We start from the raw sequence: 24,049 nt of genomic DNA, 5'->3' as shown, positions 1-24,049 counted from the left end.
GCGGTACCCGGCAGCAGCCTGTTCTGCCCCGGAACCGCGCTGCTACAGTGGCTGTCACCCCAAGGGCAGGTCTCATTCCTCACACCACGGCAGGAAGACGACGGCGATGACCGACAGGAAATTCAGCGCAACGGAAGAATCGACGAGCAAGCACCCCCAGGACTGGGGGCGCGCCATGGCGGTGGCCATCTGCCGTCTCGCGGAGATGGCCAGGGAGGCCGGAGACCCGGTGCACCACGAGGCACTGATCGGCGAGGACCTCCGGCTCTACGTGGAGGACACGGAGCACGGCGTGAAGATCACGATGTCCTGGACACCCCGCGAGCAGGGCGCATCACCGCCGGCGACGATCGCGCTACCACCGGCCAACGGCGGCGCGGATGACGACGCGGAGACCCCGCACAGCGCTTCGGGCCAGCGATTCGATCCGACCGGCGGCAGTACGGCAGGGGTGGGGCAGTAACTCCGCAACCCGCGTCCGGCCCCTCCGGTTGCTAAGCGTGCTGATGATATGCGGGGTAGGGTGAAACAGAATCACCCGGCCAACCACGCGGAGGACAGCATGAGTGAACGCCCGGATCCCTCGAACGCGGGGAACCCCGATCCCATGGAGAACAACATCACGGGGCTGGAGCCCGGAGGCGGTGTCCCGCCCGGCGAGACGCCCCCCGGAGAGGCCAGCACCACCTGGCAGCAGGGCCACGCCGACGAGGAGACCCCCTCGAAGGGCCGCCAGGCGCTCTGGGTCACCATCATCGGGATCGTCGTGCTTCTGGCACTGCTGTACTTCGTCGGCTACATCGTGGGGATCATCGACCTCTTCTAGAGCCCCCGCCCCTGCGTGAAGCACGAAGCCCCCGTCCGCGAGCGGACGGGGGCTTCGTGCGTTCCGTGGAGCGGAGCCGGCCGGGCCTACGAGGCGTCGGCACCGTCGCGGAGCCTGTAGTAGTCGATCAGGGCCGACTCCTCCTCCGGCGAGAGCTGGATGCTGCTGGCCGCGCCCGGCGCGTCGGAGATCGTGCTCTTCGTCCAGGCGAGATGGAGGGCGTCGCCCTCGAAGCGGGAGTTGGCGAGGGGCACGTAGTGCTTGCGCGAGTTGAGCAGTCCGAGGGAGACGGTGATCCACGCAGGGATGCCGGATTCCTTCTCGAGGTGCACGTCGTTCACGGCACCGAGCTTCTTGCCGTTGCTGTCCCAGGCGGTTGCCGCCTGGAGTTTGTTGATTTCCGACTGGGCCATCGGTTTCCCTTCGTAGGACGAGCTGTCGATCCGCTCCCATTCCAGCCCAGATACGGCCGGAGGGCAATCGGCCGGCGTCAGGCCTTGTCCGCGGCCTCGCCGAGCATCGGCAGGAAGCGATCCAGGGCCCAGACGAGGCTCAGCGGGTTGGCGGCCGAGATGGAGAGCGTGAGGGTGTTGTCGCTGTCCGCCACGAGCGCTCCGCGTTCGACGGCGGGGATCTGGCCGAGGAGCGGGTCGCCGGCGATGGCGTCCTTGGTGGCGGCGTCGGGCACCCAGGTGACGAAGACGTCCGAGTCGAGTTCGTCGGCGCGCTCCGCGGACCACGGGATGAAGAACTCCTCCGAATCCTTGGTGTTCTCGGTGACGACCTCCGCCTGTACCATGCCGAGCTCGGTCAGGAAGCGCGGGCGGTTGTCGTTGGCGGTGTAGACGTTCACGCCCTCGGCGCTGGCCGGCTCCAGGTTGCCGTAGATGAAGGTCTTGCCCTCCAGCTGCGGGTACTCGGCGGCGGCGTCGGCGATGGCCTGCTCCGTCTCGGCCACGAGCTGCTCGGCGTCGTCGGACAGGCCGAGCGCCTCGCCGATGATGCGGGTCGAGTCCTGCCACGCCGTGCCGTAGGCGACCTCCGGGTACGCGACGACCGGCGCGATCTTGCTGAGGGTGTCGTAGTCCTCCTGCGAGAGGCCGGAGTAGGCGGCGAGGATGACGTCCGGGTCCGTGGCGGCGATGTCGTCGAAGGCGATGCCGTCCGTCTCGGAGTACTGCGCCGGGGCGTTCTCCGTGCCGATGGCGGCCCCGAGCTTTTCGAGCGCGGTGTCCTTCCACGGGGTGGACTGGTTCTCGTTGCCGCCGTAGGTATCCGCCGGCATGCCGACGGGCACGACGCCGAGGGCGAGGGACACGTCCGCGTTGACCCAGGAGACGGTGGCCACGCGCTCGGGCTTCTCGGTGAGGGTGGTCTCCCCGAAGGCGTGCTCGATCGTGACGGGGAAGGCGTCGGCGTCGGCCGTGGCGCTGCTGCCGCCGGTGGCCGCGGTGCCGCCGTCGGCGGGGCCGGTGGAGCAGGCGGACAGCGTGAGGACGACGGCGGCGGCGGCGATCAGGCCGCGCAGGCGGGGGGCCATGGGGCTCCTTGACTTCTAGGACGAGCGGGGCCTCGCTCGAGACCTCCGGGGAACTAGAAGTAAGGCTAGCCTAAGGAGTCGGCGATTACGAAATGTTTTTGTTGCGTAATGGGCACACGAGCCGTCGCCTACCGTGCCTCGCGTGCCCTGCGCGTCTCCCGGTCGTTGGCCTTCTGCAGCGCCACCACGAGTTCGTCCTTGGACATGCGTGAACGGCCCGGCACGTCGAGTTCCTTCGCGAGATCGTAGAGGTGCTTCTTCGAGGCGTTGGCGTCCACACCCCCCGCCGTAGGTCGCGCCTCGGCACCGCCACCGGCCGCCTGCTGGTCCGAGGGCCCCTTCTGCTCCTTCGGCTCCCAGTGGTCCCCTACCTTCTCGAAGCCGTGCTTCAGGGAGGCGAACGCCGTGCGGCGCGCCCGCTCGCCGTCGCCGTACTGCTCCTCGGCGGCGTCGAGGGTCGCCGCGAACGTGTCCTGGGCCTTCTCGTCGGACCGCTGCAGCGTACTCGGGAGGGTCTCGGTCTTGACCTTGCCGTCCTTCGTGAAACGGGACATCGGCAGCATCCTTCCATCGGCACTCCCCGCGGGACAGCCGCGGGCCGTAGGAGCACGCTACCGCAGGCGGCCGCCCCTCGGGCGAGGTCCGCACCGGGCGCCGGGCCGGTACCCGGCCGGTGCGGCCGTCAGGCGAGCGTCCTGAGGTACCGCGCGAGCTCCCGTGGCGCGGACTTCGGGGCCACCGCCTCGACGGCCGCGTTGTAGTTGGTGTTCGTGTTGACGTCGTACGTCAGCACGCGCCCGTCCGCCGTCTCGATGAACTCGATGCCGCACACCTCGAGGCGGTTGCGCCGCGCGAACTCCTCGAACTGCGCGATCACGGGGTGGCTGAATCCCTCGCGGAGGCTGAAGAGCTGCTGGCCCGGTTCGGGGGCGATCGTGGCACCGGGCGGCATGATCGGCCTGCCGGTGTCCGGGTCGATCGCGCAGGCATCGGCGGGGCACAGCTGGAAGCCGCCGCGCGCGGTGTCCGCCGTGATGGCGTAGACGAACGTCCCGCCCACGATCTCCGCGCGGGTGATGAAGGGCTCGGCGGCCTGGATGTACTCCTGCACGAGGGTGATGCCGTCCTGAGGCTCCTCGAAGTCCGGCGAGCCCACGTAGGCGGCCAGGTCCTCGTGCGAATCGAACTTCCGCACGCCCAGGCCCTTGCCGCCCTGGTTGTGCTTGACGATGAAGGGGGTCGCGAAGCCCTCGGCGGCCTCGAGGATGCGCTCCCGGCCGATGGCGGCCACCGTCCGCGGGGTCTCGATGCCGGCCGCCCTCAGCGCGGTCAGCTGGTCCACCTTGCTCATCTCGAGCTCGAGGACGCGCCGCCCGTTCACGGTGCGGCGCCCGTGGGCCTCGAGCCACGACAGGACGGACCGGGCGTAGTCCTTGGACAGGGCGTGGTCCCGCGTGTGTGCCGAGGCACTGATGCGGGACCAGAAGATACCCTCCGGCGGTGTCGAATCGAGGTCCAGCACTCCGTCCGTGAGCAGCCACTCGACCACCTCGACGCCCTCGGCCTCGAAGGCGCGGGCGAACGGCGGGAACCACTCCGGGTTCTCGTGCAGTGCGTAGACCGTGGTCACAGGGGTCCTTCCGTCGACGAGGGGATCTGCCGGCATAACCTGTGCGTTCGGGCACCTATTCCGGACGGTACGGCCGGCGGGCGACCTGCGGTCCGGCGGCGCTCCGCAGGCGCGCCGATGAGTTCCGGACGTACCGCCCGTCTACAGTTCGATCTGACGCACCGGCTCGCCGTCCTGCCGCGCCGGTGGGGCCGGACGATCCGCCACCATGGAGAGGAACACCATGCGCACACTCATCGTCACCGAATTCATATCGCTCGACGGCGTCATCGACTCGCCCGGCGGCGGCGAGCACCCGCACGCCGGCTGGACCTTCAAGGACATCGAGTTCGACGAGGCGGCATACGAGATCAAGGACCGCGAGCAGGAGCAGGCCACCGCGCTGCTGCTGGGCCGCGTCAGCTACGACGAGTTCGCGCCCGTCTGGCCCACCATGGACGAGTTCGCCGAGTACAACGCCATGCCGAAGTACGTCGTGTCCAGCACACTGACCGCCCCGACCTGGAACAACACCACCGTGCTGCGGTCCCTGGACGACGTCGCCCGGCTGAAGCAGGAGGACGGCGGAGCCATCCTGGTACACGGCAGCGGCACCCTCGCGAAGAGCCTCGCGGCCGCGGGCCTCGTGGACCGGTACCACCTGCTCGTCTTCCCGGTGCTGCTCGGCTTCGGCAAGCGACTGTTCGACGACGCGCCGCAGGCGACCACGACGGCGCTCTCCCTCGTGGAGCACGCCGTCTACCCGAACGGCATCGCGCTGGCCGTGTACGACGTCGTCCGCTGACTCGTCCGCAGAAGATAACCTTCGCGAAACACCCCGGCAACACCGCTCCCGAATCATGGAAGTGGCCCGCAGTCTCGACGGGCCACTTCCAGGATCACCAAGGAGCACCGATGACCGCCATCGCCACCACCACCGCCCGCGTCCTCGACCTCGCAGACCTGGGCGCGGGGACGCTCATCGAGGCGCGCCGCCGTGACGAGGTCCACTACCGCGGATGGGTCGAGGACACGGCGGCGGCCCTCGGCGTCGTCTGGATCCGCGACGACGCCACCGGCCACCGCGCGATCCTCCACGTCGAGGAGTACAGCATCCGGCGCCTCGCCGCCTGACCGGCCTCCGGCCCCGTGTCCCTGCCCGCCGCCCGGGCTGATCGGGTGGGTGTCCGCAGCGCTGCCGTCCTCCCGCTCCCTGCCGGGGCCGTACCGTCGGGCCGGTGCGGCGCCTCCCGGACCGGGCGGCGCCTCCTAGACTGGACGGATGACTGCAACCCTCGTGGCGAAGGACCTGTCCGGGGGCCACGCCCACCGCACCCTCTTCTCGAAGCTCGACCTCACGGTCGCGCCGGGTGACGTCGTCGGCGTGGTGGGCGCGAACGGCGCGGGCAAGACGACGCTCCTGCGCCTGCTCGCCGGCGCCGACACCCCGCTCGCGGGCACCGTGCGGACCACGCCCCCGAACGCCTTCGTGGGATGGCTCCCGCAGGAGCACGAACGGCTCGGCGGCGAGACGGTCGCCGCGTACATCGGCCGACGGACCGGCACGACGGCGGCGACCACCGCCATGGAGGACGCCGCCGCGGCCCTGGGCAGCGGCGCGAAGGGCGCCGACGACGCCTACGCCGCCGCGCTCGACCACTGGATGGCGTCCGGTGCCGTGGACCTCGAGGACCGCATGCCGGGCGTGCTGGCGGACGTCGCCGGCGGCATCGACCCCGCGTCCCTCACCGCGGCCCTCTCCGGCGGGCAGCTCGCCCGCGTCGCGCTCGCGGCGCTCCTCCTCAGCCGCTTCGACATCGTGCTGCTCGACGAGCCCACCAACGACCTCGACCTCGCCGGCCTCGAACGCCTCGAGGCGTTCATCCAGAACCTGCGCGGCGGCGTCGTCCTCGTCTCCCACGACCGCGAGTTCCTCGCCCGGTGCGTCACCACCGTCGTCGAACTCGACCTCGCGCAGAACAGGGTGGCCGTGTACGACGGCGGTTACGACGCCTTCCTCGAGGAACGCGCCGTGGCGCGGCGGCACGCCCGCGAGGCGTACGAGGAGTACTCCGAGAAGAAGCAGGACCTCGTGGGACGCGCCCGGACGCAGCGGGAGTGGAGCTCGCAGGGTGTGCGCAACGCGATGAAGAAGAACCCCGACAACGACAAGATCCGCCGCAAGGCGAGCGCGGAGTCCTCCGAGAAGCAGGCGCAGAAGGTGCGGCAGATGGAGTCGCGCATCGCCCGCCTGGAGGAGGTCGAGGAGCCGCGCAAGGAGTGGCAGCTGCAGTTCACCATCGGCGCGGCGCCGCGCTCCAGCGCCGTCGTCGCGACCCTGAACAACGCCTCCGTCACGCAGGGCGGCTTCACCCTCGGACCGGTCTCGCTGCAGGTCGACGCCGGCGAGCGCATCGGGATCACGGGCCCCAACGGCGCCGGCAAGTCGACGCTGCTGCGCCTCCTGCTCGGTCATCAGCAGCCCGACGACGGCGCCGCCGCCCTGGGCGCGAGCGTCGCCGTGGGTGAGATCGACCAGGCGCGCGGGCAGCTCGACGACGCCCTCCCCCTCGGCGCCGCGTTCGAGGCACTCGTGCCGGACCTCTCGCAGGGCGAGGTGCGGACCCTGCTCGCGAAGTTCGGGCTGAAGGCCGATCAGGTGCGCGCCGTCGTCGGCTCCCTCTCCCCCGGCGAGCGGACACGCGCCGGACTGGCCCTGCTGCAGGCCCGCGGCGTGAACCTCCTCGTCCTCGACGAACCGACCAACCACCTCGACCTGCCGGCGATCGAGCAGCTCGAGGACGCCCTCGAGTCCTACACGGGCGCCCTGCTGCTCGTCACCCACGATCGCCGGCTGCTGGAGAACGTCCGCCTCGACGGGCGCTGGAGCGTGGAGCAGGGCCGGGTCACGGTCGCCTGACCCCCGGGTCCGGTGTGCAGGATCACCGTTCCCGGCCGTGCGGCCCGCTCGGAGGCGTGCCACCATGGAAGGTGGGGCGGTCACGAGCCGCCTCCCGGACGATGGGTGCCGTACCCGGTGTGCGACAAGACGGCCCAGGGAGAGAATCATGGCCTGGATCGTCCTCGTGATCTCCGGAGTCCTCGAAGCCGTCTGGGCCACCGCCCTCGGCAGGTCCGACGGCTTCAGCAGACTCGCCCCCACCGTCGTGTTCGGCGTCGCCATCGTCGCGAGCATGGCCGGCCTGGCCTATGCCATGCGGACCCTGCCCGTCGGCACGGCCTACGCCGTCTGGGTGGGGATCGGTGCGTCCCTCACCGTCGTCTACGCGATGGCCACGGGCACCGAACCGGCGTCGCTGCTGAAGATCGTGTTCCTCCTCATGATCGTCGGCGGCGTGATCGGGCTCAAGCTCGTCCACTGACGGGACGCGGCCCGAGAGGGCCCGGCGCCGCTCGATGCCGGCCGGCCGCCGCTAGACGCCGATGAGGCCCTGCACGGATGCCGCGAGGATCCGCAGGGACCGTGCGTCCGCCAGGGAGAATCCCCGGGGCTGGTCCGCGACGACGCAGAGGGAGCCGATGCGCCAGCCCCCAGGCCCGAGCACGGGGTAGCCCGCGTAGAACCGGAGGTGGGGTTCCCCGACCACGAGGGGGTCCGAGGACACCCGGGGGTCGTGGAGGGCGTCGGTGACGATGAACGGCCCCGGACCGTCGATGGTGCGGCGGCAGAAGAAGGCTTCCCTCGCGTCGGCCGGCCCGATGCTGCCGGCCGCGGACGCGACGACGTGGTGCCTCCTCGTGGCGAGGGCGAGCGAGGACGCGCAGCCGGGGAAGCGCCGGGCAGCCTCCCCGGTCACGGCGTCGAGTTGCCTCTGCCCGGCGCCCTGCAGGAGCCCTGCGCGGTCGAGCGACTCCAGGCGCAGGGCTTCCGCGACGGACGCGCCGACCAGGGGGCTGATCAGGTCCGCCGGGACCACATTGTAGTCCTGGTAGGAACCGAAGGTCTCCGCACCCTGCCAAAGCGGATCACCGCGCAGGGGTGCGCGCCCGCCGGAATCGAGCCGTTCCTCGGCGAGGACGTTGACGGCACGGGCGATCAGGTCGCGGTCGGCGCGCGGGGCGGGCAGCAGACCGCTCAGGTAGCCGTCCACGAGGAGGCCCTCGCCCGTACCGCCGAGGCCGACGTAGACGACCCACACCTCGAAGGGATCCACGCCCGCCTCGGCGAGGACCTGCCGGGTCAACCACTGCTGGGGAACTGCCTTCACGGGGAACCCGCCCTCATCGGCGCCGACACTGATGATCGGCATTCGGTGCGGCCCCGCGCCCGGATGTGTCGGTCCCGCGTGTTTTCTCCGGGCTGGCTTGAGGTACGGCGGGCGGGTTGCGGCAAAACTGAGCCCGGCCACCCGGTTGAGTTGAGCTGCACCCGGAAGGATCGGAGATACGAGCGGCCAGAACGAGGAGTTGATGACATGCAGAACGACGACACCCTGTCGGCGATGGACTTCGCCGGGCTGTCCGCGTACGAGACCTGGATGCACTACTGCGCCATGGGCGGGCCCACCGACTACTTCGAGTTCGACGCGTACCTGCACGGCTTGGCCCCGCTCGACGGCGACGACGCCGACCTCGTCTCCCAGGCCGTCAACGAACTGATCGACGACGTGCTCCCCGAGGAGGAGGCGACCCTCTGCCGCGCACCCTACTCGTGGCGCCCGGTGGTCGGGACGGCCCTCCTGCACCTGCAGGAGGATGACGGGTTCGAGGACGCCGTCCCGCTCCCGATGGCGGCACTCGCTGCCCCGCACACGGCGGCGACCTTCGGCTCGCTCTTCCTGGCCGGGCTCGACGCCGGTGCCCTGTCCGGCCGGCCCGGCGTCCCCCTCCCCCCGGGTGCGCCCATCGAACTCCTCGGCGAGATCCTCGACAGCGCGGTGGTGAGCCGCGCCGTCTCACGACCGCGGCAGTAGCCTCACCGGCCGGGCTCCCGCTCGAGGGCGGCGTCGTGCTCGGCATGCGCCCTGCGGATCATCTCCATGAACGCCGTCTCGTTGCGGATGAGGCGCTTGTACTTCTCGGGCAGCTTGCGGAGGTCCTGCTCCTCGGCGCACAGCCTGTCGTAGATCTTCTCGCGCTCGGTGATGTCCGTCTCGTAGTTGAGGTCGAGGTACTCGGCGGCATGGCGCTTGGCACCGGAGATCGCGTTCTTCGCCCGGCCCTTCGGGCTGAGGACGGAGGCCAGGACGGTCACGATCAGCACGCCCAGGATGACGCTGAGGGATAGCCCTGTACTGATCTCGACGACCTCGACGTGCTCCCCGTTGTTGATGAACGGCAGGTTGTTCTCGTGCAGGGCGTGAAGGATGAGCTTCACGCCGATGAATCCGAGGATCACGGCGAGACCGTAGGACAGGTAGATCAGGCGGTCCAGCAGTCCGTCGATGAGGAAGAACAGCTGGCGCAGGCCCATGAGGGAGAAGGCCGTCGCGGTGAACACGATGAACGTGTTCTGCGTCAGGCCGAAGATCGCCGGGATGGAGTCGAGGGCGAAGAGGATGTCGGTGCCGCCGATCGCCACCATGACCAGCAGCATCGGCGTCAGGACGCGCTTGCCGTCCTCGATGGTGAACAGCTTGTCGCCGTCGTAGTGCTCGGAGGCCGGCAGGAAACGCTTGGCGAGCCGGATGATGAGGCTCTCGCCCTCGTCGTCGTGCCCGTCGGGCTTGAGCAGGTTGCCGGCGGTGATCAGCAGGATCAGCCCGAAGATGTAGAACACCCAGGCGAAGGTGTTGATCAACGCGGCGCCTAGGAAGATGAAGCCGGTCCGGGCGATGAGCGCGAAGACGATGCCGAACAGCAGTACCTTCTGCTGGTCCGCCCGCGGCACCTTGAAGCTCGACATGATGATGAGGAACACGAAGAGGTTGTCGACGGACAGCGCCTTCTCCGTGACGTAGCCCGCGAAGTACTCGGTGCCCATGGTGGGGCCGCCGAAGACGAGCACACCGACGCCGAACAGCAGCGCGATGCCCACGTAGATCGAGGACCAGATGGCGGACTCGCGGAGCGTCGGCGTGTGCGCCTTCCGGACGTGGAAGAAGAAGTCGAACAGGAGCAGTCCCACGATGCCGATGATCGTGGCAGTCCAGACGTAGATCGGTACTTCCATGCTGCAGGTCTCCTCGGGGGTCGTATGCCGGCCTCGGTCCTTGGTGCGCGCTTGATCCATTGTGCCTGTACCTGCCCTCCCGCCCTAGACTGGCGCCATCCGTAGGACCATGACGAAGGGATGCCATGAGCCCGATGATGCGCGCCGCGGTGCTTCGCACTGCCGCACTGCCCGCTCCCTACGCGGGGAGCAACCCCCTCTCGCTCGAAGCCGTCCCCGTCCCGGAGCCCCGGCCGGGCGAGCTGCTGGTGCGGATCGCCCGGGCCAGCCTCTGCCACTCGGACCTGTCCGTCATCAACGGCTCCCGGATCCGCCCTCTGCCCATGGCCCTCGGCCACGAGGCCGCCGGCGTCGTGGAGCGCGTGGGCGACGGTGTGGAGGACGTACGCACGGGCGACCGCGTGGTCCTCGTGTTCGTCCCGTCGTGCGGCTCCTGCCGGGCGTGCTCCGCGGGGCGCCCCGCGCTCTGCTACCGCGGCGCGGACGCGAACGGCACCGGTGACCTGCTGCACGGTCCCGCCGTCCTGAGGACCGCGGACGGCGAGCGCATCAACCACCACCTCGGCGTGTCCGCCTTCGCCGACTACGCGGTCGTGGCCCGGGAGTCGGTGGTGGTGATCGACGACGACGTGCCGTTCGACATCGCCGCCATGTTCGGCTGCGCGGCCCTGACGGGCATCGGGGCCGTACTGAACACCGCCGCGGTGCAGGAGGGCCAGTCCGTCGTCGTGTTCGGCCTGGGCGCGGTGGGGCTGATGGCGGTGATGGCCGCGGCGCAGGTCCCCGGGACCACGGTGGTCGCCGTGGACCCCCTCGCGTCGAAGCAGGATCTCGGCCTGCGCTGCGGCGCCCGGCAGGCGTGCGCGCCGGAGGACGCCGCCGCACTCGTCCAGGAGGCGACCGACGGCGGGGCCGACGTCGTGATCGAGGCCGTGGGCAGCGCGCGGGTCCTGGACGCCGGCCTGCAACTGCTCGCCCGCGGCGGCGCGCTCGTGTCCGTGGGACTGCCGCACCCGGACCAGCAGCTCACCACGCAGGCCCTGCAGTTCGCCGGTCTGGGGCACCGCCTGCTCGGCTCCTACATGGGTGACGCCGTCCCCGAGCGCGACATCCCGGCGTACCTCGACCTCTGGCGGCAGGGGCGCCTGCCCGTCGAGCTGCTCCACACCGACACGCGACCGCTGGCCGATCTCAACGAGAGCCTCGACGCGCTCGCCGAGGGCCGCGTGGTCCGGAGGCTCTTCATTCCGGACCAGGAGGGCCCGAGTTCCGCTCGCGGATAGATCGAAAGCATGCTTACCATGTCGGCGGCACGTCTATCCGAAGGAGAACGACAATGCAGCAGCGCACACTCGGCGGAACCCCGGTCAGCGCCCTCGGTCTGGGCGGCATGCCCATGTCCATCGAGGGACGCCCCGACGAGGACCGCTCCATCCGCACCATCCACGCGGCGGTGGACGCCGGCATCACCCTGATCGACACGGCGGACGCCTACCACCGGGACGCCGACGAGGTGGGGCACAACGAATTGCTCATCGCGAAGGCCCTGGCCACCTACGGCTCGGACAGCTCCGGAGTGCTCGTCGCCACCAAGGGCGGGCACCTGCGCCCCGGCGACGGCTCGTGGACGCTGAACGGCCACCCCGACTACCTCAAGGAGGCGGCCAAGGCCTCCCTCAAGCGCCTCGGCGGGGACGCGATCGACCTCTACCAGTACCACCGCCCGGATCCCGAGGTCCCCTACGAGGACTCCGTCGGGGCCCTCAAGGACCTGCTCGACGAGGGCGTGATCCGCATGGCGGGCATCTCCAACGCCACCGTGGACCAGATCCGGCAGGCGAACGAGATCCTCGGTGGACGGCTCGTCTCCGTGCAGAACCAGTTCTCCCCGGCCTTCCGCTCGAGCGAGGACGAACTGCGGTACTGCGGCGAGAACGGCATCGCCTTCCTGCCGTGGAGCCCGCTCGGCGGCATCAAGAAGGCCGGCGGGCTCGGGGAGCACTTCGCGCCGTTCCAGGAGATCGCCGACCGGCACGGCGTCAGCCCGCAGCAGGTGTGCCTGGCCTGGGAACTGGCGCTCGCCCCGACGGTCATCCCCATCCCGGGCGCCTCGCGCCCCGAGAGCATCCAGGACTCGGCACGGGCCCCCGGGCTCGAGCTCACGGCCGAGGAGATGGCCACGCTCTCCAGCACCGACTGATCCCCGCCCCGGACGCCCGCCTCCCTCGGAGGCCGGGCGTCCGGGCCGGCTCCCGTCGACCGCGCAGGGCGTGGCCGCCCGGGCTATGCGCCGATCGGCTCCAGGGCGACGGCCCGGACGGGTGCGCCGTCCGCTCCGGCGAGGGCCAGCGGGAGCACCGAGACCAGCGGGCGGTCCCAGTCCACGGCGCCAAGGTTCGTGAGGTTTTCGACGATCACCCCGCCCGCCCCGAGGAACACGGTGTGGAACGGCAGGACGCCGTCGTTCCGCAGCGTGGAGTCCGGGTTGAGCGTGTCGACGCCGACCACCGTGATGCCCGCCGCCAGCAACCCCTCGGCCACCTCGACCGCGAGCACGGGATGCTCGAGGTAGCGCGGCGAGCCGAAGTGCTCGGACCAGCCGGTGCGGAACAGCACCATCGCGATCCCGTCGAGGTCCTGCAGCTGATCGGCGACCGACGACCACCTGATGACCTCGTGCGGAACGGGCGACCCGCACTGCACGATGCGCGCCGGACCGACGAGCCGCCCGAGGTCGATGCCGTCCACCGGCTCGCCGCCGAGGATCGAATGGAGGGGTGCGTCGAGGTGGGTCCCGGTGTGCGATCCGGCGTGGAGGGACGCCACCTGGTACCCGTCCTGCGCGACGGTCGCCACCGTGGTAACGGTGACCTCCGGGTCCCCGGGGTACACCTGCATCCCCGTACGGATGGGCTGGGAGAGATCAGTGATCCGCATGCGTGGACCGCGACTCGGGCAGGTGGAGGAGGTGGACGTGCGGGCGTCGCGTCCGGTCGATCCGCCGGGTCGCCGCCGCCCAGCCGAAGTAGAGCAGCGCGGAGAGCACGAAGGTGGGGATGGTGGCGCCGATCGGGCTCGGCACCACATAGGTCAGCAGCAGGGAGGCGCCTGCTCCGGTGAGCCACACCAGGACGGCCGCCACGTTGACGCCGCCGGTGTACCAGTACTCCCCGCCCCGGGCCTGCAGGATGTCCCGGCCGTAGTGGCGTGACCGCACCAGGTAGTAGTCCACGATCATGATGGCGAACACCGGGATGAACAGCGCCCCGATGACAGTGAGGAACGACGTGAACCGGTCGAGGAGTGCGAGCCACGTGGATCCGAGGATCGAGACCGCGCCGAGGACGATCGCCGTCGGCAGGAACGTGATCCTGCGTGAGGGCGTCATGTTCACCACGGAGGCCACCATGCCGTAGACCACCATGGTGTTCGTGGCCATCACGGACAGGAAGATCACGACGGCCACCGGCGCACCGAAGGCGGCGACGAGCACGGTCGGATCGAACGGCACTGCCTCGCCGCCCTCGAGCACCACATAGCCGATGGCGGTGGCCCCCAGGGTCATGGCGAGCACGGTGGAGAGTGTGTACCCGATGCCGGAACCGATGATCCCCGCGGCCTGCGTCCGAGCGAGGCGGTTGAACTCTGCGGACAGGACGGTCCAGGAGATCGCGGTCGCGATGACGACGTCGAGCGCTGCGACGGGTGTCCAGCCGGCCGCGGCGTCCTGGGGGATGGCGGAGAACTCGGCCGGGCTGTGCGCGAGGAACGCGACGGTGAAGACGTACGCCATGAACGCGAGGATCACGAGGGCGAGCCACGGTTCGACGCGCGCGATGCCGGTATGGCCGAAGACCGCCAGGCACACCACGAGCAGCTGGCACAGGACCGAGAACAGGACAGGGCTCGAGAAACCGGTGGCCTGCTCGACGAGGAAGTTCACAGTGACCCCGGCGAGCATCGCCTGCACCCAGCTCCAGCCCATGAGGGTCACCACGTTCGCGGCGACGGGCAGGAAGGACCCGCGGAGGCCGAAGGACCCCTTGGTGAGGGACATCGTGGGCAGGCCGGTCCGGGTGCCCATGTTGCCGACCAGCACGAGGACCGAGCCGCCGATCAGCGTGCCCAGGACGATCATGCCCACTGCGACACCCCAGCTGATGCCGGGGACGAACAGCGTTCCCGTCAGCAGGGTCGTGACGACGAGGTTCGCCGCCAGCCAGATCATCCCCATGCGCACGGGTCCGAGGGTGCCGCGGAGGGGCCCGTAGCCGTCCGAGTTCTTGTCGAGGTGGTTCGACAGGCGCCGGTAGGCCGAGCCGGTGGTGTCGGTCATGGTGCGCTCTCCTCAGGGGCATCGGCGGGAACGGGGCTCAGGTGCTCGTGGACGGCATGGAGGGCGGTCCCGGAGCGGCGGAACACGATCGTCTCGCGTTCCCGGGTGGTGTCGGAGACACCGTCGACGGCGGTGGTGGTCCTGACGTCGTGGGTGAACACGGCCGTGTCGCCGAGGAGCTGCACCCGCGGGTTGCTGCTGATGCACCCGGTCACGCGCCAGCCGTCGGCGAGCCATCCGGCCCAGAGCTGCTCGTAGGCCGCCCTGCTGTCCAGCCGGCGAGGTTCCGTGTGGAACACGAACGTCGCCTCCTCCGCGAAGGACCCGAAGTAGGCGCGGGTGTCGGTGGCCCGGAAGGCATCCACCAGGGCGGTCGCCGCAGCGAGGACGTCCTCGTCGGTCAGGTTCTCGTTCGGCATGCGGCCCTCTTCTGTCCTCTTGTTGTCCCCCAGTGAACATTTGTTGTCCGGTGATCATGGGTGACGCGCACCACGAATGTCAATGAGGAGTCGTCCCGCACGGCGACAGCAGGGAACGACGGCGGGACGGAGCGCCCCGGAGCCCCTGCGGCCCGCCAGGCGCGCCCGCAGGTCGGCGTTGCTAGGGTTGCAGCATGTCCTCGAACCCCGTCGCCCTCATCACCGGTGCGTCCCGCGGCATCGGCCGCGCCATCGCCGACGAGCTCGCCTCCAGCCATCACCTGCTGCTCGGCGGACGCGATCTGACCGCCCTCGCGGACCTGTCGTCGTCGTTCCCGTCCGCCGAGCCGTTCGCGGCAGAGCTGCGCGACGCCGGCCAGGTGGCTGCCGCCGTGGCCGGCATCCCCCGGATCGACGTGCTCGTCCACTCGGCAGGCGTGCTGCGCATGGGCTCCGTGGCGGAGCTGTCCGACGACGCCTGGCGCGAGAGCTTCGAGGTCAACGTCTTCGCGGTCGCCGCACTCACCCGGGCGCTGCTGCCGGCCCTGCGCGCGGCATGCGGCCAGGTGATCACCATCAACAGCGGCTCGGGGTACAGCTCGGGAGCGGGTTCGGCGGCGTACAGCGGCACGAAGTTCGCGCTGCGAGCGTTCACGGACGCCCTCCGGGAGGAGGAGCGTCCGCACGGCGTGCGGGTGAGCTCCATCCACCCCGGGCGGGTCGCCACCGACATGCAGGAGGAACTGCACGCCTGGGAAGGCAAGGACTACCGGCCCGCGGCGTGGATCCAGCCGGACCAGGTGGCCAAGGCCGTCCGGCTCGCGGTCGATGCCACGCCGGAATCGACGATCGAGTCCCTCAGCATCCGCCCGTCTGGCATCGCGCTCGGCTGACGCCACGACAGCGCGCCACGACAGGGCGCCACGACAGGGGACCGCTGACGCAGACCCGGACGGAGTCAGCTGACGCAGAGGCAGAACGGGCGCCGGGGTCCGGAGGGGACGGGACCGCGGCGGCCGTCAGGACCGGTGGACCACGCGGGGCTTCCCGAACTGCGTCTGCACACCCGGTGAGAACAGGACCGATTCGGGCGCTCCCTCGACGTGGATCCCCGCGGCGGCCAGCAGCCCGTCATCGAGCTCCGTCAGCGTGGCGGGATGGATCGGCCACGGGGTGTGCGTGTTCGGGATGTAGAGGGTGCGGCGGCCGAAGGTGCTGTGCAGGCCGAAGCGTGCCGTGAGTTCCAGCGACAGCGCGTCCGCCGCCGTCGCCCCCTGGTCCGGACGCGCAGCGAACCGGGATGCGGCCTGGTGTCCGTACCGCGCGACGTCGTACCCGTACTCCCGCTGCCCGCCGTCACCGCGCGTCGACGGCGCGCACCTCGACCAGACATAGGGGATGCCGCCGGCCCGTGCGGCGAGCACGACGGCGAGGCGTGAGGCGTCGAGGGTCACGAACACGACGCCGCGGGTGCCGTCCGCCCCCCGCGAGTAGAGGCGCACGTTGATCTCGGTGAAGGACCCGAAGTAGGGCACGGGCAGGCCCTTGCCGAGCCCGGCGCCGACCATCCGGAAGCCGATCAGGCCGACCCACGAGGAACCGTCCACCTCATCGGGCACGACGCCGGCCGGCATGTAGCGCGCGACAGCACCGGCGTCGATGCGCCAGTGCAGGAACACCGCGTCGGCCCAGAACTGGTCCATGATGACGGGGCGCGGCAGGTCGGGGGCGAGATGCCACGCCGGGTCCTGGTGGTCCGTCCTCATGCGCTTCCCAGTCGCACCGGGCGAGGATCCCGGCGGCACAGCGCCCCGGTCAGAACGCATAGCGGATCCGGCAGTAGGGCAGCTCGGCCGCGGCGAGGCGGAGGAACTCGTCGAGGTAGCCGCGCTTCTCGTAGGCGATGTAGCGCACGTTCGTGAAGCCGTTCTGCGACTGCTTGGTCTCCTGGAGGTCCGGCCTCCACAGGATCTCCTCGGCCTGCGGGTGCCAGCCCAGGTTGACCTCGTGCAGCTGCTGGTTGTGCGTGAGGAAGATGACCTCGGCCGCGAGCTGCTGCTTCGCGGCCTGCGACAGCGCTGCGTCGAGCTGCCGGAAGAGCTCGCGCCAGTCCGCCTGCCAGCCGGGCGTGATGATCACCGGCGAGAAGTTGACGTGCACCTCATAGCCCGCCTCGACGAAATCGTTGATGGCCGCGATCCGCTCGCTGACGGGGGTGGTCCGCACGTCCACGGTCTTCGCGAGCCGCTCGGGCATGAGCGAGAAGCGTACCCGCGTGCGTACCTGCGGGTCCCATGCGAGCATGTCGCGGTTCACGTACTTCGTGGCGAAGGAGAGCTTCGCGGTCGGCAGGTCCCGGTACAGGTTCACGAGGTCCTGGACGTTGTCGCTGACGAGCGCGTCCACGGAGCAGTCGCTGTTCTCCCCGATGTCGTACACCCATGCGTGCTCGTCGCACTGATTGGGCTCCAGCTTGATGCCCTGGCGGGCCACGTGGCGCTCGAGGTACCCGCTGATCTGATCGATATTGGCGAACACCGTGATGGGGTTGCTGTAGCCCTTGTGGCGGGGCACGTAGCAGTAGGCGCACGCCATGGCACAGCCGTTCGCCGTGGACGGAGCGATGAAGTCCGCGGACCGGCCGTTGGGCTTGGCCGTGAGGCTCTTCTTGACGCCGATGATCAGCGCCTCGGTCTTGATGCGCACCCAGCGCCGAACGTTCGCCTCGTCGCCGCTGAGCTCGGGGATCCGCCAGTGGCTGGCGACCTCGACGACGTCCGCGTCGGGCCACCGCGCGATGATCTCCTTGCCGCGCGGGAGCTCGGCGGCGGCCGGTTCCACGTAGATCCGGCTGATCTGGAGCAACTTGCTGGCCTGGAGCATACGACCTCTCGACGGTGCGGCTTTGCCCTGAGGATATCGGTCCGCACCGACACTTCTGGGCCGGCGGATTCGGTCCTACAGTGGGGTACGGAGGCGCACGTGCCCCGGGAGAGGTGGTCGGTGATGGCTGAACTCCGCACGCAGCCGACGGCGCAGGACCCCCGAGCCTTCATCAGCACGGTGACGCATCCGACGCGCCGCAGGGACGCCGGGGAGCTGCTCGAGCTGATGGGCCGGGTCACGGGTGAGACGGCCGTGATGTGGGGGCCGTCGATGATCGGCTTCGGCCAGTACCACTACCGGTACGCGTCGGGCCACGAGGGTGACGCCCTGGCCGTCGGCTTCTCCCCGCGCGCGTCGGCCCAGGCCCTGTACGGCCTGCTCTCCGCGCCGGAGGCGGAGCTCCTTCTGCCGCGCCTCGGCCGGCACCGGCGGGGCGCCGGGTGCCTGTACCTCACCTCTCTCGCCTCGGTGGATGCCGGGGTCCTCGAGGAGCTCGTGGGCACCGGTTACCGGTTCACCACGGGGAAGTCCGCGTGACCGGATGAGACCGGGCCAGGACCCGGACCGGGCCCCCAGGAAGCCGGGGAAGCCCGGGTCCCCCGGACGCGGCACGGGCGACCAGCCGCCGGTCGTCGTCGTCGACCTCGGGGACCACGAAGCGTCCGAGGTCACGCCCGCCCCCGGCGGCCGGCGGGGAACCGCGTCCACCGGGATGCCCGCCGCCCTCGGCGGCCCCTCGACGGACGCCGCCCCCGTCGCGGAGGAGGCGCGTGCGCGCCGCCGTCGTACCGCCTACCTCGCTGCCGGTGTCGCGGCGCTGCTGGTCGTCGCCGCGAACATGGTGCCCCGCGGCGACGCGCCGCCACCGCTCGGGAAGGGCGCCGAGGTGCAGGACCGCCCGCTCGGCGTCTGTGAGGCCGTGGCCTTCGCGAACCAGACCGGCGGACTGCCGTCGAAGCCCACCGTGCTGCCCGACCGGTCCAGCGGCTACTACGCCTACACCGATCCGGCGACCCGCACTGCGGTGGTCGTGGGCCTGACCTACCAGGACGGCACCGTGTCGCTCTGCCGGCCGGTCCGCGAGGCCGGGACGGGCAGTCCGCAGCCCCGGCAGCGCGAGCTCCCCCTGCTCGGCAGGGGCGACACCTATGCCTATGAGATCCGGTCCGGTGGTCTCACGCTCGTCGGGGAACGCTCGGCCGACGGCACCATCACGCGCGACGGCGAACTCACGTCCTAGCCGTCGACCCTGCAGCAGTCCCGCCGCGGCGTCGTGGCGACCCCTTGCCCGGTGGACGCGGGATCGAGGGCCCCGCCGATCCCGGCCGTCGTCGCACGCGTCATCCGGACATCACCGCCCGCGTCGGCCGGACGATCGAACGCGCAATCAGGAGTACACTAACTATTAGCGTACTGACCATTGGAGGTGGAAGAACCATGGAGACGACCCTCGACGACGACCTCCTGCTCGAACGCCAGCTGTGCTTCGCCCTGTCCGTGGCATCGCGGAGCGTGGTGGGTGCCTACCGGCCCGTGCTCGAGCGACTCGACCTGACCCACCCGCAGTATCTCGTGATGCTCGCCCTGTGGGAGGAGAGCCCGCGCACGGTCCGGAACGTCGGCCGGGCGCTCGCCATGGAATCGGCAACCCTCTCCCCCATGCTGAAGCGACTCGAATCCCAGGGGCTCCTCACCCGCACCAGGGTGCCGGGCAACGAGCGGGCCCTCGCCGTGGACCTCACGCCGGCGGGCCGCGACCTCCGCGCCGCGGCGCGCGAGGTGCCCGTCACCATGATGGAGCGGCTCGGGCTCACGCGCGAGCAGGTGGAGACCCTGAACGGCGCCATGCACGACATCATCCGCGCCACGGGAACCGAGCTCCCGGGCTCGCCCCGCAGTACGGACGCCGCCCGCACGACACCAGGAGAGACCTCGCGATGAGCAAGAAGGAACCGCTGTCCGCGCGCTTCATGACCGCTACGGGGAAGCTGCGCATGTTCTTCGGCCCCGCTGCCCGGGGCACCACCGCGGGCCCCATCGTGTACCGCGACGACGAGGCGCACCGTAGGCGGCAGGAGGAACTGCAGCAGTGGACGGTGGTGCGGAACCCGGACGGCTCCACCTACCTCACCACCAGGCGGGAGCCGTAGCGGACTGACGGCCGGGAGCCTCCCGGAGTCCCGATGACGCGCCCGCGATCCGTCGATGCAGGCGGGTTTCGGAAATCTTGCGTCGGATCTGGCGTGGGCGGGCCGCCGCAAGTGGCAGACTATCCTTGACAATGTCGTGTGCCCGTGGCAACTACTGGGCGCTTTCCTGACCGAGCAAAGGTCCCCCATGAGTACACAGTGCCCGTCTGCGCCCGCGTCCTTCGACGCCGCAGACCTTCCCCGGACCATGCTCCTCGTGGCCGGCGCCCGCGCCGCACAGGACGCCGGGGCCGACGCCGATCGGCTCGCCGCCGAAGCGGCCGAACTCCTCGACACCCTCGAGCAGACCATCGAACGCCTCGCCCTTGCTCATCGCGGGTGCATCCCCGCCGCCGAGGACCGGCAGGCCGACGACGAGGCCTTCGAGTGGGTACAGCAGTCCCTCGAGGACATCTCCGCGACGCTCCGCGGGCTGGCGCTCGGCCGCGCAGGATCCTTGGCTACCAAGGCCCAGTAGCCCCCGTCACCGGGCGGCAGGGCCGCGGCTCCAGGAGCGGGCGGACCACTGGCCTGCAGCCGCGGCGAGCCGGACGGTCAGATGGACTGGCGGGCCCGGATACCTGCGCGGCCCATCGCGTCCGTGTAGGCCGACTGGATGTCCTTCAGCCACTGCTCCTGGTTGGCGGGCGTCCCCTTGAAGGCGCGCTCACCCGGGGACCGGACCTCGTAGATCTTGAAGCCGCGCTTCGCGATGGCCCGGTTCTCCAGCTTCATGAGCCGCCGTGCGGCCTTGTGAGCGTCGGCTCCGTGGGCCACGAGGGCGGACGCGCGGGGCACCTGCTGCAGGAACGTGAGCAGCGGCTTCACGCCGTCGGCGATCTGCTCCATGGTCAGTGCCCGCTCCTTGCCTTCCGGCAGGTACCACGGGTAGGCGTTCCACGGCATGACCGCATCCGGTCGCAGGCCCACGGCCTCATAGATCCCCGCCATGCGGATGGAGCTCGGGTCGTCGTTCTCGAACGAAACGAAGCCCGAGGGCAACGATGCTCCCGGGCTTGAGAAGAGACTGACGATCTTGCAACCGTCCACGTCGTGCACCGGGTCGATGTAGGGGACCGCCGATCCGGGCTTCGACTCGGCCAGCGTGTCGCACAGCCGGTTCACGTCCTCGATCCGCGGATCGTAGCGTAGTTCCCACTGCTGGTCCCGATAGGTGGGGTCTGACATGCGCTGTACCAATTCTGCCTCCTCGCGGACGGCGCCAGAGGTGACGCGAACGTGTCCGCAGGATTCCAGCCTACGCCAGTGTGGCACCGACGCCGGGAGCACGGGCCCTCACCAGTCGTGGACGGTGCCGTCGGTGAGGCGGTTGTAGGGCAGGTAGGCCTGCTGGTAGGGGAACGACGCCGCCGCTTCCTCGTTGAGTTCCACGCCGAGTCCGGGCTTGTCCCCCGGGTGGAGGTACCCGTCGGCGAAGGTCATGGACTGCTCGAACACCGTGTTGGTCTTCTCGCTGTGCTCCATGTACTCCTGGATCCCGAAGTTGTGGATCGCCAGGCCCACGTGGGACTGGGCGGCCAGCCCGACGGGCGAGACGTCCGTGGGCCCGTGGAACCCGGACCTGATCTGGTACTGGGCGGCGTAGTCCATGACCTTCTTCAGCGGGCTGATCCCCCCGAAGTGCGTGGACGCCGCCCGCACATAGTCGATGAGCTGCTCACGGATGAGGGTCTGGAAGTCGAAGACCGTGTTGAAGACCTCGCCCACCGCCAGCGGCGTGGTGGTGTGCTGGCGGATGAGCCGGAACGCCTCCTGGTTCTCCGCCGGCGTCACGTCCTCGAGCCAGAACAGGTCGTAGGGCTCCAGGGACTTCCCGAGCTTCGCGGCCTGGATCGGTGTCATGCGGTGGTGGCCGTCGTGCAGCAGCGGCAGCTCGGGGCCGAACTCGTTCCGGACGGCCTCGAACATGGTGGGGATGTGCCGCAGGTACGCTCGGGTGTCCCAGTCCTCCTCGGTCGGCTGCGCCCCGCGGCCGGCGGGTTCGAAGTCGTACCGCTCGCCGGTGGCCTGGGCCTGCGCGGCGACCCCGTACAGGGAGGTGATGCCCGGCACGGAGGTCTGCACGCGGATGGACTTGTAGCCCTCCTCGAGGTGCTGCCGGATGGAATCGAACAGTTCCGGCAGGTCCCGGCCCGAGGCGTGCCCGTAGGTGCGCAGCGCCGTCCGCGACGCACCCCCCAGCAGCTGGTACACGGGCATCCCGGCGGCCTTGCCCTTGATGTCCCACAGGGCCATGTCGACGGCGGCGATCGCGGCCATGGTGACCGGCCCCCGCCGCCAGTACGCGCCGCGGTACAGGAACTGCCAGGTGTCCTCTATGCGGTGCGGATCCCGGCCGATCAGCAGTTGCGTCACGTGCTCCGTGAGATACGACACCACGGCCAGCTCACGGCCGTTCAGCGTCGCATCGCCGAGGCCCGTGAGCCCTTCGTCCGTGGTGATCTTCAGCGTCACGAAGTTCCGGGACGGACTCGTGACGATGACGTCCGCGGCGATGATCTTCATGCGTCCTCCATGGGGTAGTCGACGTACGCGAACCGCCTGCTGTCGGGTGCCCAGCTGTTGACGTTCAGGGTTCCCTGGCCGCCGAACAGCGCGACGGCGTCCCACGCGTCCCGCCCCTCCGGGTCGGCCACGCGGAGCAGCACGGGCTCGTTGGCCGGGTGGCCCTGCACGCCCGGCGGGTAGCTGAGGTAGACGAGGCTCGCGCCGTCGGGCGCGGGGTGCGGGAACCAGTTGACGCGCTCGTCGGTGGTCAGCTGCTCCAGGCCGGAGCCGTCGGTCCGCATGCGGAAAAGCTGCGAGTGCCCGGGCAGCTCGGAGCCGCGCTCCGAGTTGAAGTAGAGCCACTGCCCGTCCGGGCTGTACTCGACGCCGTCGTGCGGGCTCTCCGAGTCGGTGAGCTGGCGCGTGGCGCCGTCCTCGACGCCCACGGCGTAGATGTTGAAGCGCATGCCGTCCGGCCGGCGGCGGCCACCGATGTGCACGAGGGTGCCGCCGTCGGGCGAGATGCCGTGCAGGTAGCGTGCGTCGAGCCCGTCGTCGGGCCGGGTGACGCGCTGTGCCTCTCCTCCCCCGAGCGGCACCTGGTAGAGGTGCCCGTCCTGGGAGGACAGGTAGAGGAAGCGCCCGTCGGTGGAGACCACGTGGTCGTTGTTGGAGTCGCTCACGGCACCGGTGAACACCACGCGCGGCTGGCTGTCCTCCTGCGGTGCCGTACGGTACAGCAGGCCGTCGCAGTTGAAGACGAGCCCTTCGCCGTCGGGCGTCCAGTTGGGCGCCTCGATGATGAAGTCCTCGGTCTCGAAGACGCAGGTCGAGGACCGCGTGGCGATGTCGAACACCATGAGCCGGGAGCGCTGTCCGGGCAGGAGCTGTCGCCACGGGCTCGCCACCGCCCTGCCCTGCCGGTCGTTCCTCGTGCTGCTGCTCCGGTCCACGGTCGTCCTTCCGTGCATCGCCCTGGTCTGTGCCGCACGTGCCCGCTCCGGGCGGGCCACGTACGGCGGTGGAGTGGTCACCGCTCCGCGGTCAGGCCTTGAGGGCGTTGGCCCAGAGGTTGATGTCGGAGTCCACGGCGTATTCGTCGATGGCGAGCAGTTCCTCGGCGGTGAAGTCCAGGTTCGCGACCGCGGCCAGGCTGTCCTCGAGCTGCTTCACGCTGGATGCTCCGATCAGCGCCGAGGTCACCGGGGTGCCCTTGGTCTGATCGCGCAGCACCCAGGCGATCGCCAGCTGCGCCAGCGACTGCCCGCGGCCCTCGGCGATCCGGTTCAGACCCCGGATCCGGTCGAGGTTCTCGGCACTGAGCTGCCCCTGGTCCAACGACTTGTTGGCCGCGGCCCGCGAATCCTCGGGCACGCCGTCCAGGTACCGGCTCGTGAGCAGTCCCTGCGCCAGCGGCGAGAACGCGATCGACCCCGCACCCACCTGCTCCAGGGCCTGGAACAGGTTCGGGGACCCGTTCTCCGTCCACCGGTTGAGCATCGAGTACGAGGGCTGGTGGATCAGCAACGGGGTCCCCAGCTCCGCCAGGATCGCCGCGGCCTGCACCGTGCGCTCCGGCGAGTACGAGGAGATCCCCGCATAC

General features: G+C 70.3%; 30 protein-coding genes and 1 riboswitch. Of the genes, 15 read left to right on the top strand and 15 right to left on the bottom strand.

Annotation, left to right across the window (positions count from 1 at the left end; genetic code table 11):
• Positions 1-106: 106 nt before the first annotated feature.
• Complete coding sequence (locus AC4D2O_RS08990) at positions 107-463, top strand: hypothetical protein (RefSeq protein ID WP_490906556.1); 357 nt, start codon at positions 107-109, stop codon at positions 461-463.
• A 99-nt stretch (positions 464-562) separates the two neighbouring features.
• A complete protein-coding gene (locus tag AC4D2O_RS08985; protein ID WP_490906555.1) occupies positions 563-826 on the top strand; it encodes a DUF6480 family protein in 264 nt (87 codons plus the stop codon).
• 86 nt (positions 827-912) lie between these two features.
• Here the strand turns inward: AC4D2O_RS08985 and AC4D2O_RS08980 are convergent, their stop codons facing one another.
• The 4 genes from AC4D2O_RS08980 to AC4D2O_RS08965 form a co-directional block, all read right to left on the bottom strand.
• Positions 913-1,239: a PRC-barrel domain-containing protein gene (locus tag AC4D2O_RS08980; protein WP_490906554.1), complete on the bottom strand. Its 327-nt coding sequence runs from the start codon at positions 1,237-1,239 to the stop codon at positions 913-915.
• A gap of 77 nt (positions 1,240-1,316) precedes the next feature.
• Entirely contained in the window at positions 1,317-2,366 is a 1,050-nt protein-coding gene (locus tag AC4D2O_RS08975) for an iron-siderophore ABC transporter substrate-binding protein (protein WP_490906553.1), read from the bottom strand.
• 128 nt (positions 2,367-2,494) lie between these two features.
• A complete protein-coding gene (locus AC4D2O_RS08970) occupies positions 2,495-2,920 on the bottom strand; it encodes a ChaB family protein (RefSeq protein WP_490906551.1) in 426 nt (141 codons plus the stop codon).
• Between the two features lie 128 nt (positions 2,921-3,048).
• Positions 3,049-4,032, bottom strand: a complete 984-nt coding sequence (locus tag AC4D2O_RS08965; protein WP_490906549.1) for an ATP-grasp domain-containing protein — start codon at positions 4,030-4,032, stop codon at positions 3,049-3,051.
• A 187-nt stretch (positions 4,033-4,219) separates the two neighbouring features.
• On the opposite strand from AC4D2O_RS08965, the gene AC4D2O_RS08960 reads away from it, so the two are divergent.
• The 4 genes from AC4D2O_RS08960 to AC4D2O_RS08945 all read left to right on the top strand — a co-directional run bounded on the left by AC4D2O_RS08960 (position 4,220) and on the right by AC4D2O_RS08945 (position 7,358).
• Positions 4,220-4,780 carry a dihydrofolate reductase family protein gene (locus AC4D2O_RS08960; protein ID WP_490906548.1) on the top strand — a complete coding sequence of 187 codons (561 nt, stop codon included), beginning with the start codon at positions 4,220-4,222 and terminating at the stop codon, positions 4,778-4,780.
• A 110-nt stretch (positions 4,781-4,890) separates the two neighbouring features.
• The gene (locus AC4D2O_RS08955) at positions 4,891-5,109 is read left to right on the top strand and encodes a hypothetical protein (RefSeq protein WP_490906547.1); all 219 of its coding nucleotides are present in this window, start codon (positions 4,891-4,893) and stop codon (positions 5,107-5,109) included.
• 148 nt (positions 5,110-5,257) lie between these two features.
• Complete coding sequence (locus tag AC4D2O_RS08950) at positions 5,258-6,895, top strand: ABC-F family ATP-binding cassette domain-containing protein (protein WP_490906546.1); 1,638 nt, start codon at positions 5,258-5,260, stop codon at positions 6,893-6,895.
• Between the two features lie 70 nt (positions 6,896-6,965).
• Positions 6,966-7,034, top strand: a riboswitch (guanidine-III (ykkC-III) riboswitch).
• Between the two features lie 9 nt (positions 7,035-7,043).
• Positions 7,044-7,358 (top strand): DMT family transporter, encoded by a 315-nt coding sequence (locus AC4D2O_RS08945; protein WP_490906544.1) that lies wholly within the window; start codon positions 7,044-7,046, stop codon positions 7,356-7,358.
• Between the two features lie 51 nt (positions 7,359-7,409).
• Here the strand turns inward: AC4D2O_RS08945 and AC4D2O_RS08940 are convergent, their stop codons facing one another.
• A complete protein-coding gene (locus AC4D2O_RS08940) occupies positions 7,410-8,246 on the bottom strand; it encodes a hypothetical protein (protein WP_490906543.1) in 837 nt (278 codons plus the stop codon).
• Between the two features lie 165 nt (positions 8,247-8,411).
• On the opposite strand from AC4D2O_RS08940, the gene AC4D2O_RS08935 reads away from it, so the two are divergent.
• Positions 8,412-8,909 (top strand): hypothetical protein, encoded by a 498-nt coding sequence (locus AC4D2O_RS08935; RefSeq protein WP_490906541.1) that lies wholly within the window; start codon positions 8,412-8,414, stop codon positions 8,907-8,909.
• A 2-nt stretch (positions 8,910-8,911) separates the two neighbouring features.
• Here the strand turns inward: AC4D2O_RS08935 and AC4D2O_RS08930 are convergent, their stop codons facing one another.
• Entirely contained in the window at positions 8,912-10,108 is a 1,197-nt protein-coding gene (locus AC4D2O_RS08930; protein WP_490906539.1) for a TerC family protein, read from the bottom strand.
• A 137-nt stretch (positions 10,109-10,245) separates the two neighbouring features.
• Between AC4D2O_RS08930 and AC4D2O_RS08925 the strand changes: the two genes are divergently transcribed.
• A complete protein-coding gene (locus AC4D2O_RS08925) occupies positions 10,246-11,391 on the top strand; it encodes an alcohol dehydrogenase catalytic domain-containing protein (protein ID WP_490907484.1) in 1,146 nt (381 codons plus the stop codon).
• A gap of 53 nt (positions 11,392-11,444) precedes the next feature.
• Entirely contained in the window at positions 11,445-12,308 is an 864-nt protein-coding gene (locus tag AC4D2O_RS08920) for an aldo/keto reductase (RefSeq protein WP_490906538.1), read from the top strand.
• 83 nt (positions 12,309-12,391) lie between these two features.
• On the opposite strand, the gene AC4D2O_RS08915 is transcribed toward AC4D2O_RS08920, so the two are convergent.
• The 3 genes from AC4D2O_RS08915 to AC4D2O_RS08905 are packed head-to-tail and all read right to left on the bottom strand — an operon-like array spanning position 12,392 to position 14,863.
• Positions 12,392-13,045, bottom strand: coding sequence for a cyclase family protein (locus AC4D2O_RS08915; protein ID WP_490906537.1), 654 nt, complete (start codon positions 13,043-13,045; stop codon positions 12,392-12,394).
• A complete protein-coding gene (locus AC4D2O_RS08910) occupies positions 13,032-14,444 on the bottom strand; it encodes a purine-cytosine permease family protein (protein WP_490906536.1) in 1,413 nt (470 codons plus the stop codon). Before AC4D2O_RS08910 ends, AC4D2O_RS08915 begins: the two co-directional genes overlap by 14 nt.
• Positions 14,441-14,863 (bottom strand): nuclear transport factor 2 family protein, encoded by a 423-nt coding sequence (locus AC4D2O_RS08905; protein WP_490906534.1) that lies wholly within the window; start codon positions 14,861-14,863, stop codon positions 14,441-14,443. Before AC4D2O_RS08905 ends, AC4D2O_RS08910 begins: the two co-directional genes overlap by 4 nt.
• 194 nt (positions 14,864-15,057) lie before the next feature.
• Here AC4D2O_RS08905 and AC4D2O_RS08900 point away from each other — a divergent pair, with 194 nt between their 5' ends.
• Positions 15,058-15,756, top strand: coding sequence for an SDR family oxidoreductase (locus AC4D2O_RS08900; protein ID WP_490906532.1), 699 nt, complete (start codon positions 15,058-15,060; stop codon positions 15,754-15,756).
• Positions 15,757-15,882: 126 nt separating this feature from the next.
• Here AC4D2O_RS08900 and AC4D2O_RS08895 read toward each other — a convergent pair whose 3' ends face one another.
• Together AC4D2O_RS08895 and AC4D2O_RS08890 are read right to left on the bottom strand one after the other, a co-directional pair.
• Positions 15,883-16,629 carry a YqjF family protein gene (locus AC4D2O_RS08895; RefSeq protein WP_490906530.1) on the bottom strand — a complete coding sequence of 249 codons (747 nt, stop codon included), beginning with the start codon at positions 16,627-16,629 and terminating at the stop codon, positions 15,883-15,885.
• Between the two features lie 49 nt (positions 16,630-16,678).
• Positions 16,679-17,746: a spore photoproduct lyase family protein gene (locus AC4D2O_RS08890; RefSeq protein WP_490906529.1), complete on the bottom strand. Its 1,068-nt coding sequence runs from the start codon at positions 17,744-17,746 to the stop codon at positions 16,679-16,681.
• A gap of 123 nt (positions 17,747-17,869) precedes the next feature.
• Here AC4D2O_RS08890 and AC4D2O_RS08885 point away from each other — a divergent pair, with 123 nt between their 5' ends.
• The 5 genes from AC4D2O_RS08885 (at position 17,870) to AC4D2O_RS08865 (ending at position 20,416) form a co-directional block, all read left to right on the top strand.
• Complete coding sequence (locus tag AC4D2O_RS08885; RefSeq protein ID WP_490906528.1) at positions 17,870-18,286, top strand: DUF1801 domain-containing protein; 417 nt, start codon at positions 17,870-17,872, stop codon at positions 18,284-18,286.
• Between the two features lie 4 nt (positions 18,287-18,290).
• On the top strand, positions 18,291-18,989 hold the full coding sequence (locus AC4D2O_RS08880) for a hypothetical protein (RefSeq protein WP_490906527.1): 699 nt from the start codon (positions 18,291-18,293) through the stop codon (positions 18,987-18,989).
• Between the two features lie 197 nt (positions 18,990-19,186).
• The gene (locus AC4D2O_RS08875) at positions 19,187-19,690 is read left to right on the top strand and encodes a MarR family winged helix-turn-helix transcriptional regulator (RefSeq protein ID WP_490906526.1); all 504 of its coding nucleotides are present in this window, start codon (positions 19,187-19,189) and stop codon (positions 19,688-19,690) included.
• Positions 19,687-19,899: a hypothetical protein gene (locus AC4D2O_RS08870; RefSeq protein WP_490906525.1), complete on the top strand. Its 213-nt coding sequence runs from the start codon at positions 19,687-19,689 to the stop codon at positions 19,897-19,899. Before AC4D2O_RS08875 ends, AC4D2O_RS08870 begins: the two co-directional genes overlap by 4 nt.
• Before the next feature lie 187 nt (positions 19,900-20,086).
• The gene (locus AC4D2O_RS08865; protein ID WP_490906524.1) at positions 20,087-20,416 is read left to right on the top strand and encodes a hypothetical protein; all 330 of its coding nucleotides are present in this window, start codon (positions 20,087-20,089) and stop codon (positions 20,414-20,416) included.
• 77 nt (positions 20,417-20,493) lie between these two features.
• Here AC4D2O_RS08865 and AC4D2O_RS08860 read toward each other — a convergent pair whose 3' ends face one another.
• The 4 genes from AC4D2O_RS08860 to AC4D2O_RS08845 form a co-directional block, all read right to left on the bottom strand.
• Positions 20,494-21,126, bottom strand: coding sequence for a uracil-DNA glycosylase family protein (locus AC4D2O_RS08860; RefSeq protein ID WP_334211094.1), 633 nt, complete (start codon positions 21,124-21,126; stop codon positions 20,494-20,496).
• Between the two features lie 108 nt (positions 21,127-21,234).
• Entirely contained in the window at positions 21,235-22,464 is a 1,230-nt protein-coding gene (manD, locus tag AC4D2O_RS08855; protein ID WP_490906523.1) for a D-mannonate dehydratase ManD, read from the bottom strand.
• Positions 22,461-23,399, bottom strand: a complete 939-nt coding sequence (locus AC4D2O_RS08850) for a TolB family protein (protein ID WP_490906522.1) — start codon at positions 23,397-23,399, stop codon at positions 22,461-22,463. The genes manD and AC4D2O_RS08850 overlap by 4 nt, the downstream gene beginning before the upstream one ends.
• A gap of 91 nt (positions 23,400-23,490) precedes the next feature.
• Positions 23,491-24,049 (bottom strand): aldo/keto reductase (locus AC4D2O_RS08845; RefSeq protein WP_490906520.1); only part of this gene is annotated, 559 nt, incomplete at its 5' end.

It is taken from the genome of Arthrobacter sp. TJ-238 (genome assembly GCF_058269215.1).
The sequence above is the reverse complement of the archived record's forward strand: the minus strand, read 5'-3'. Positions and strand labels throughout refer to the sequence as shown.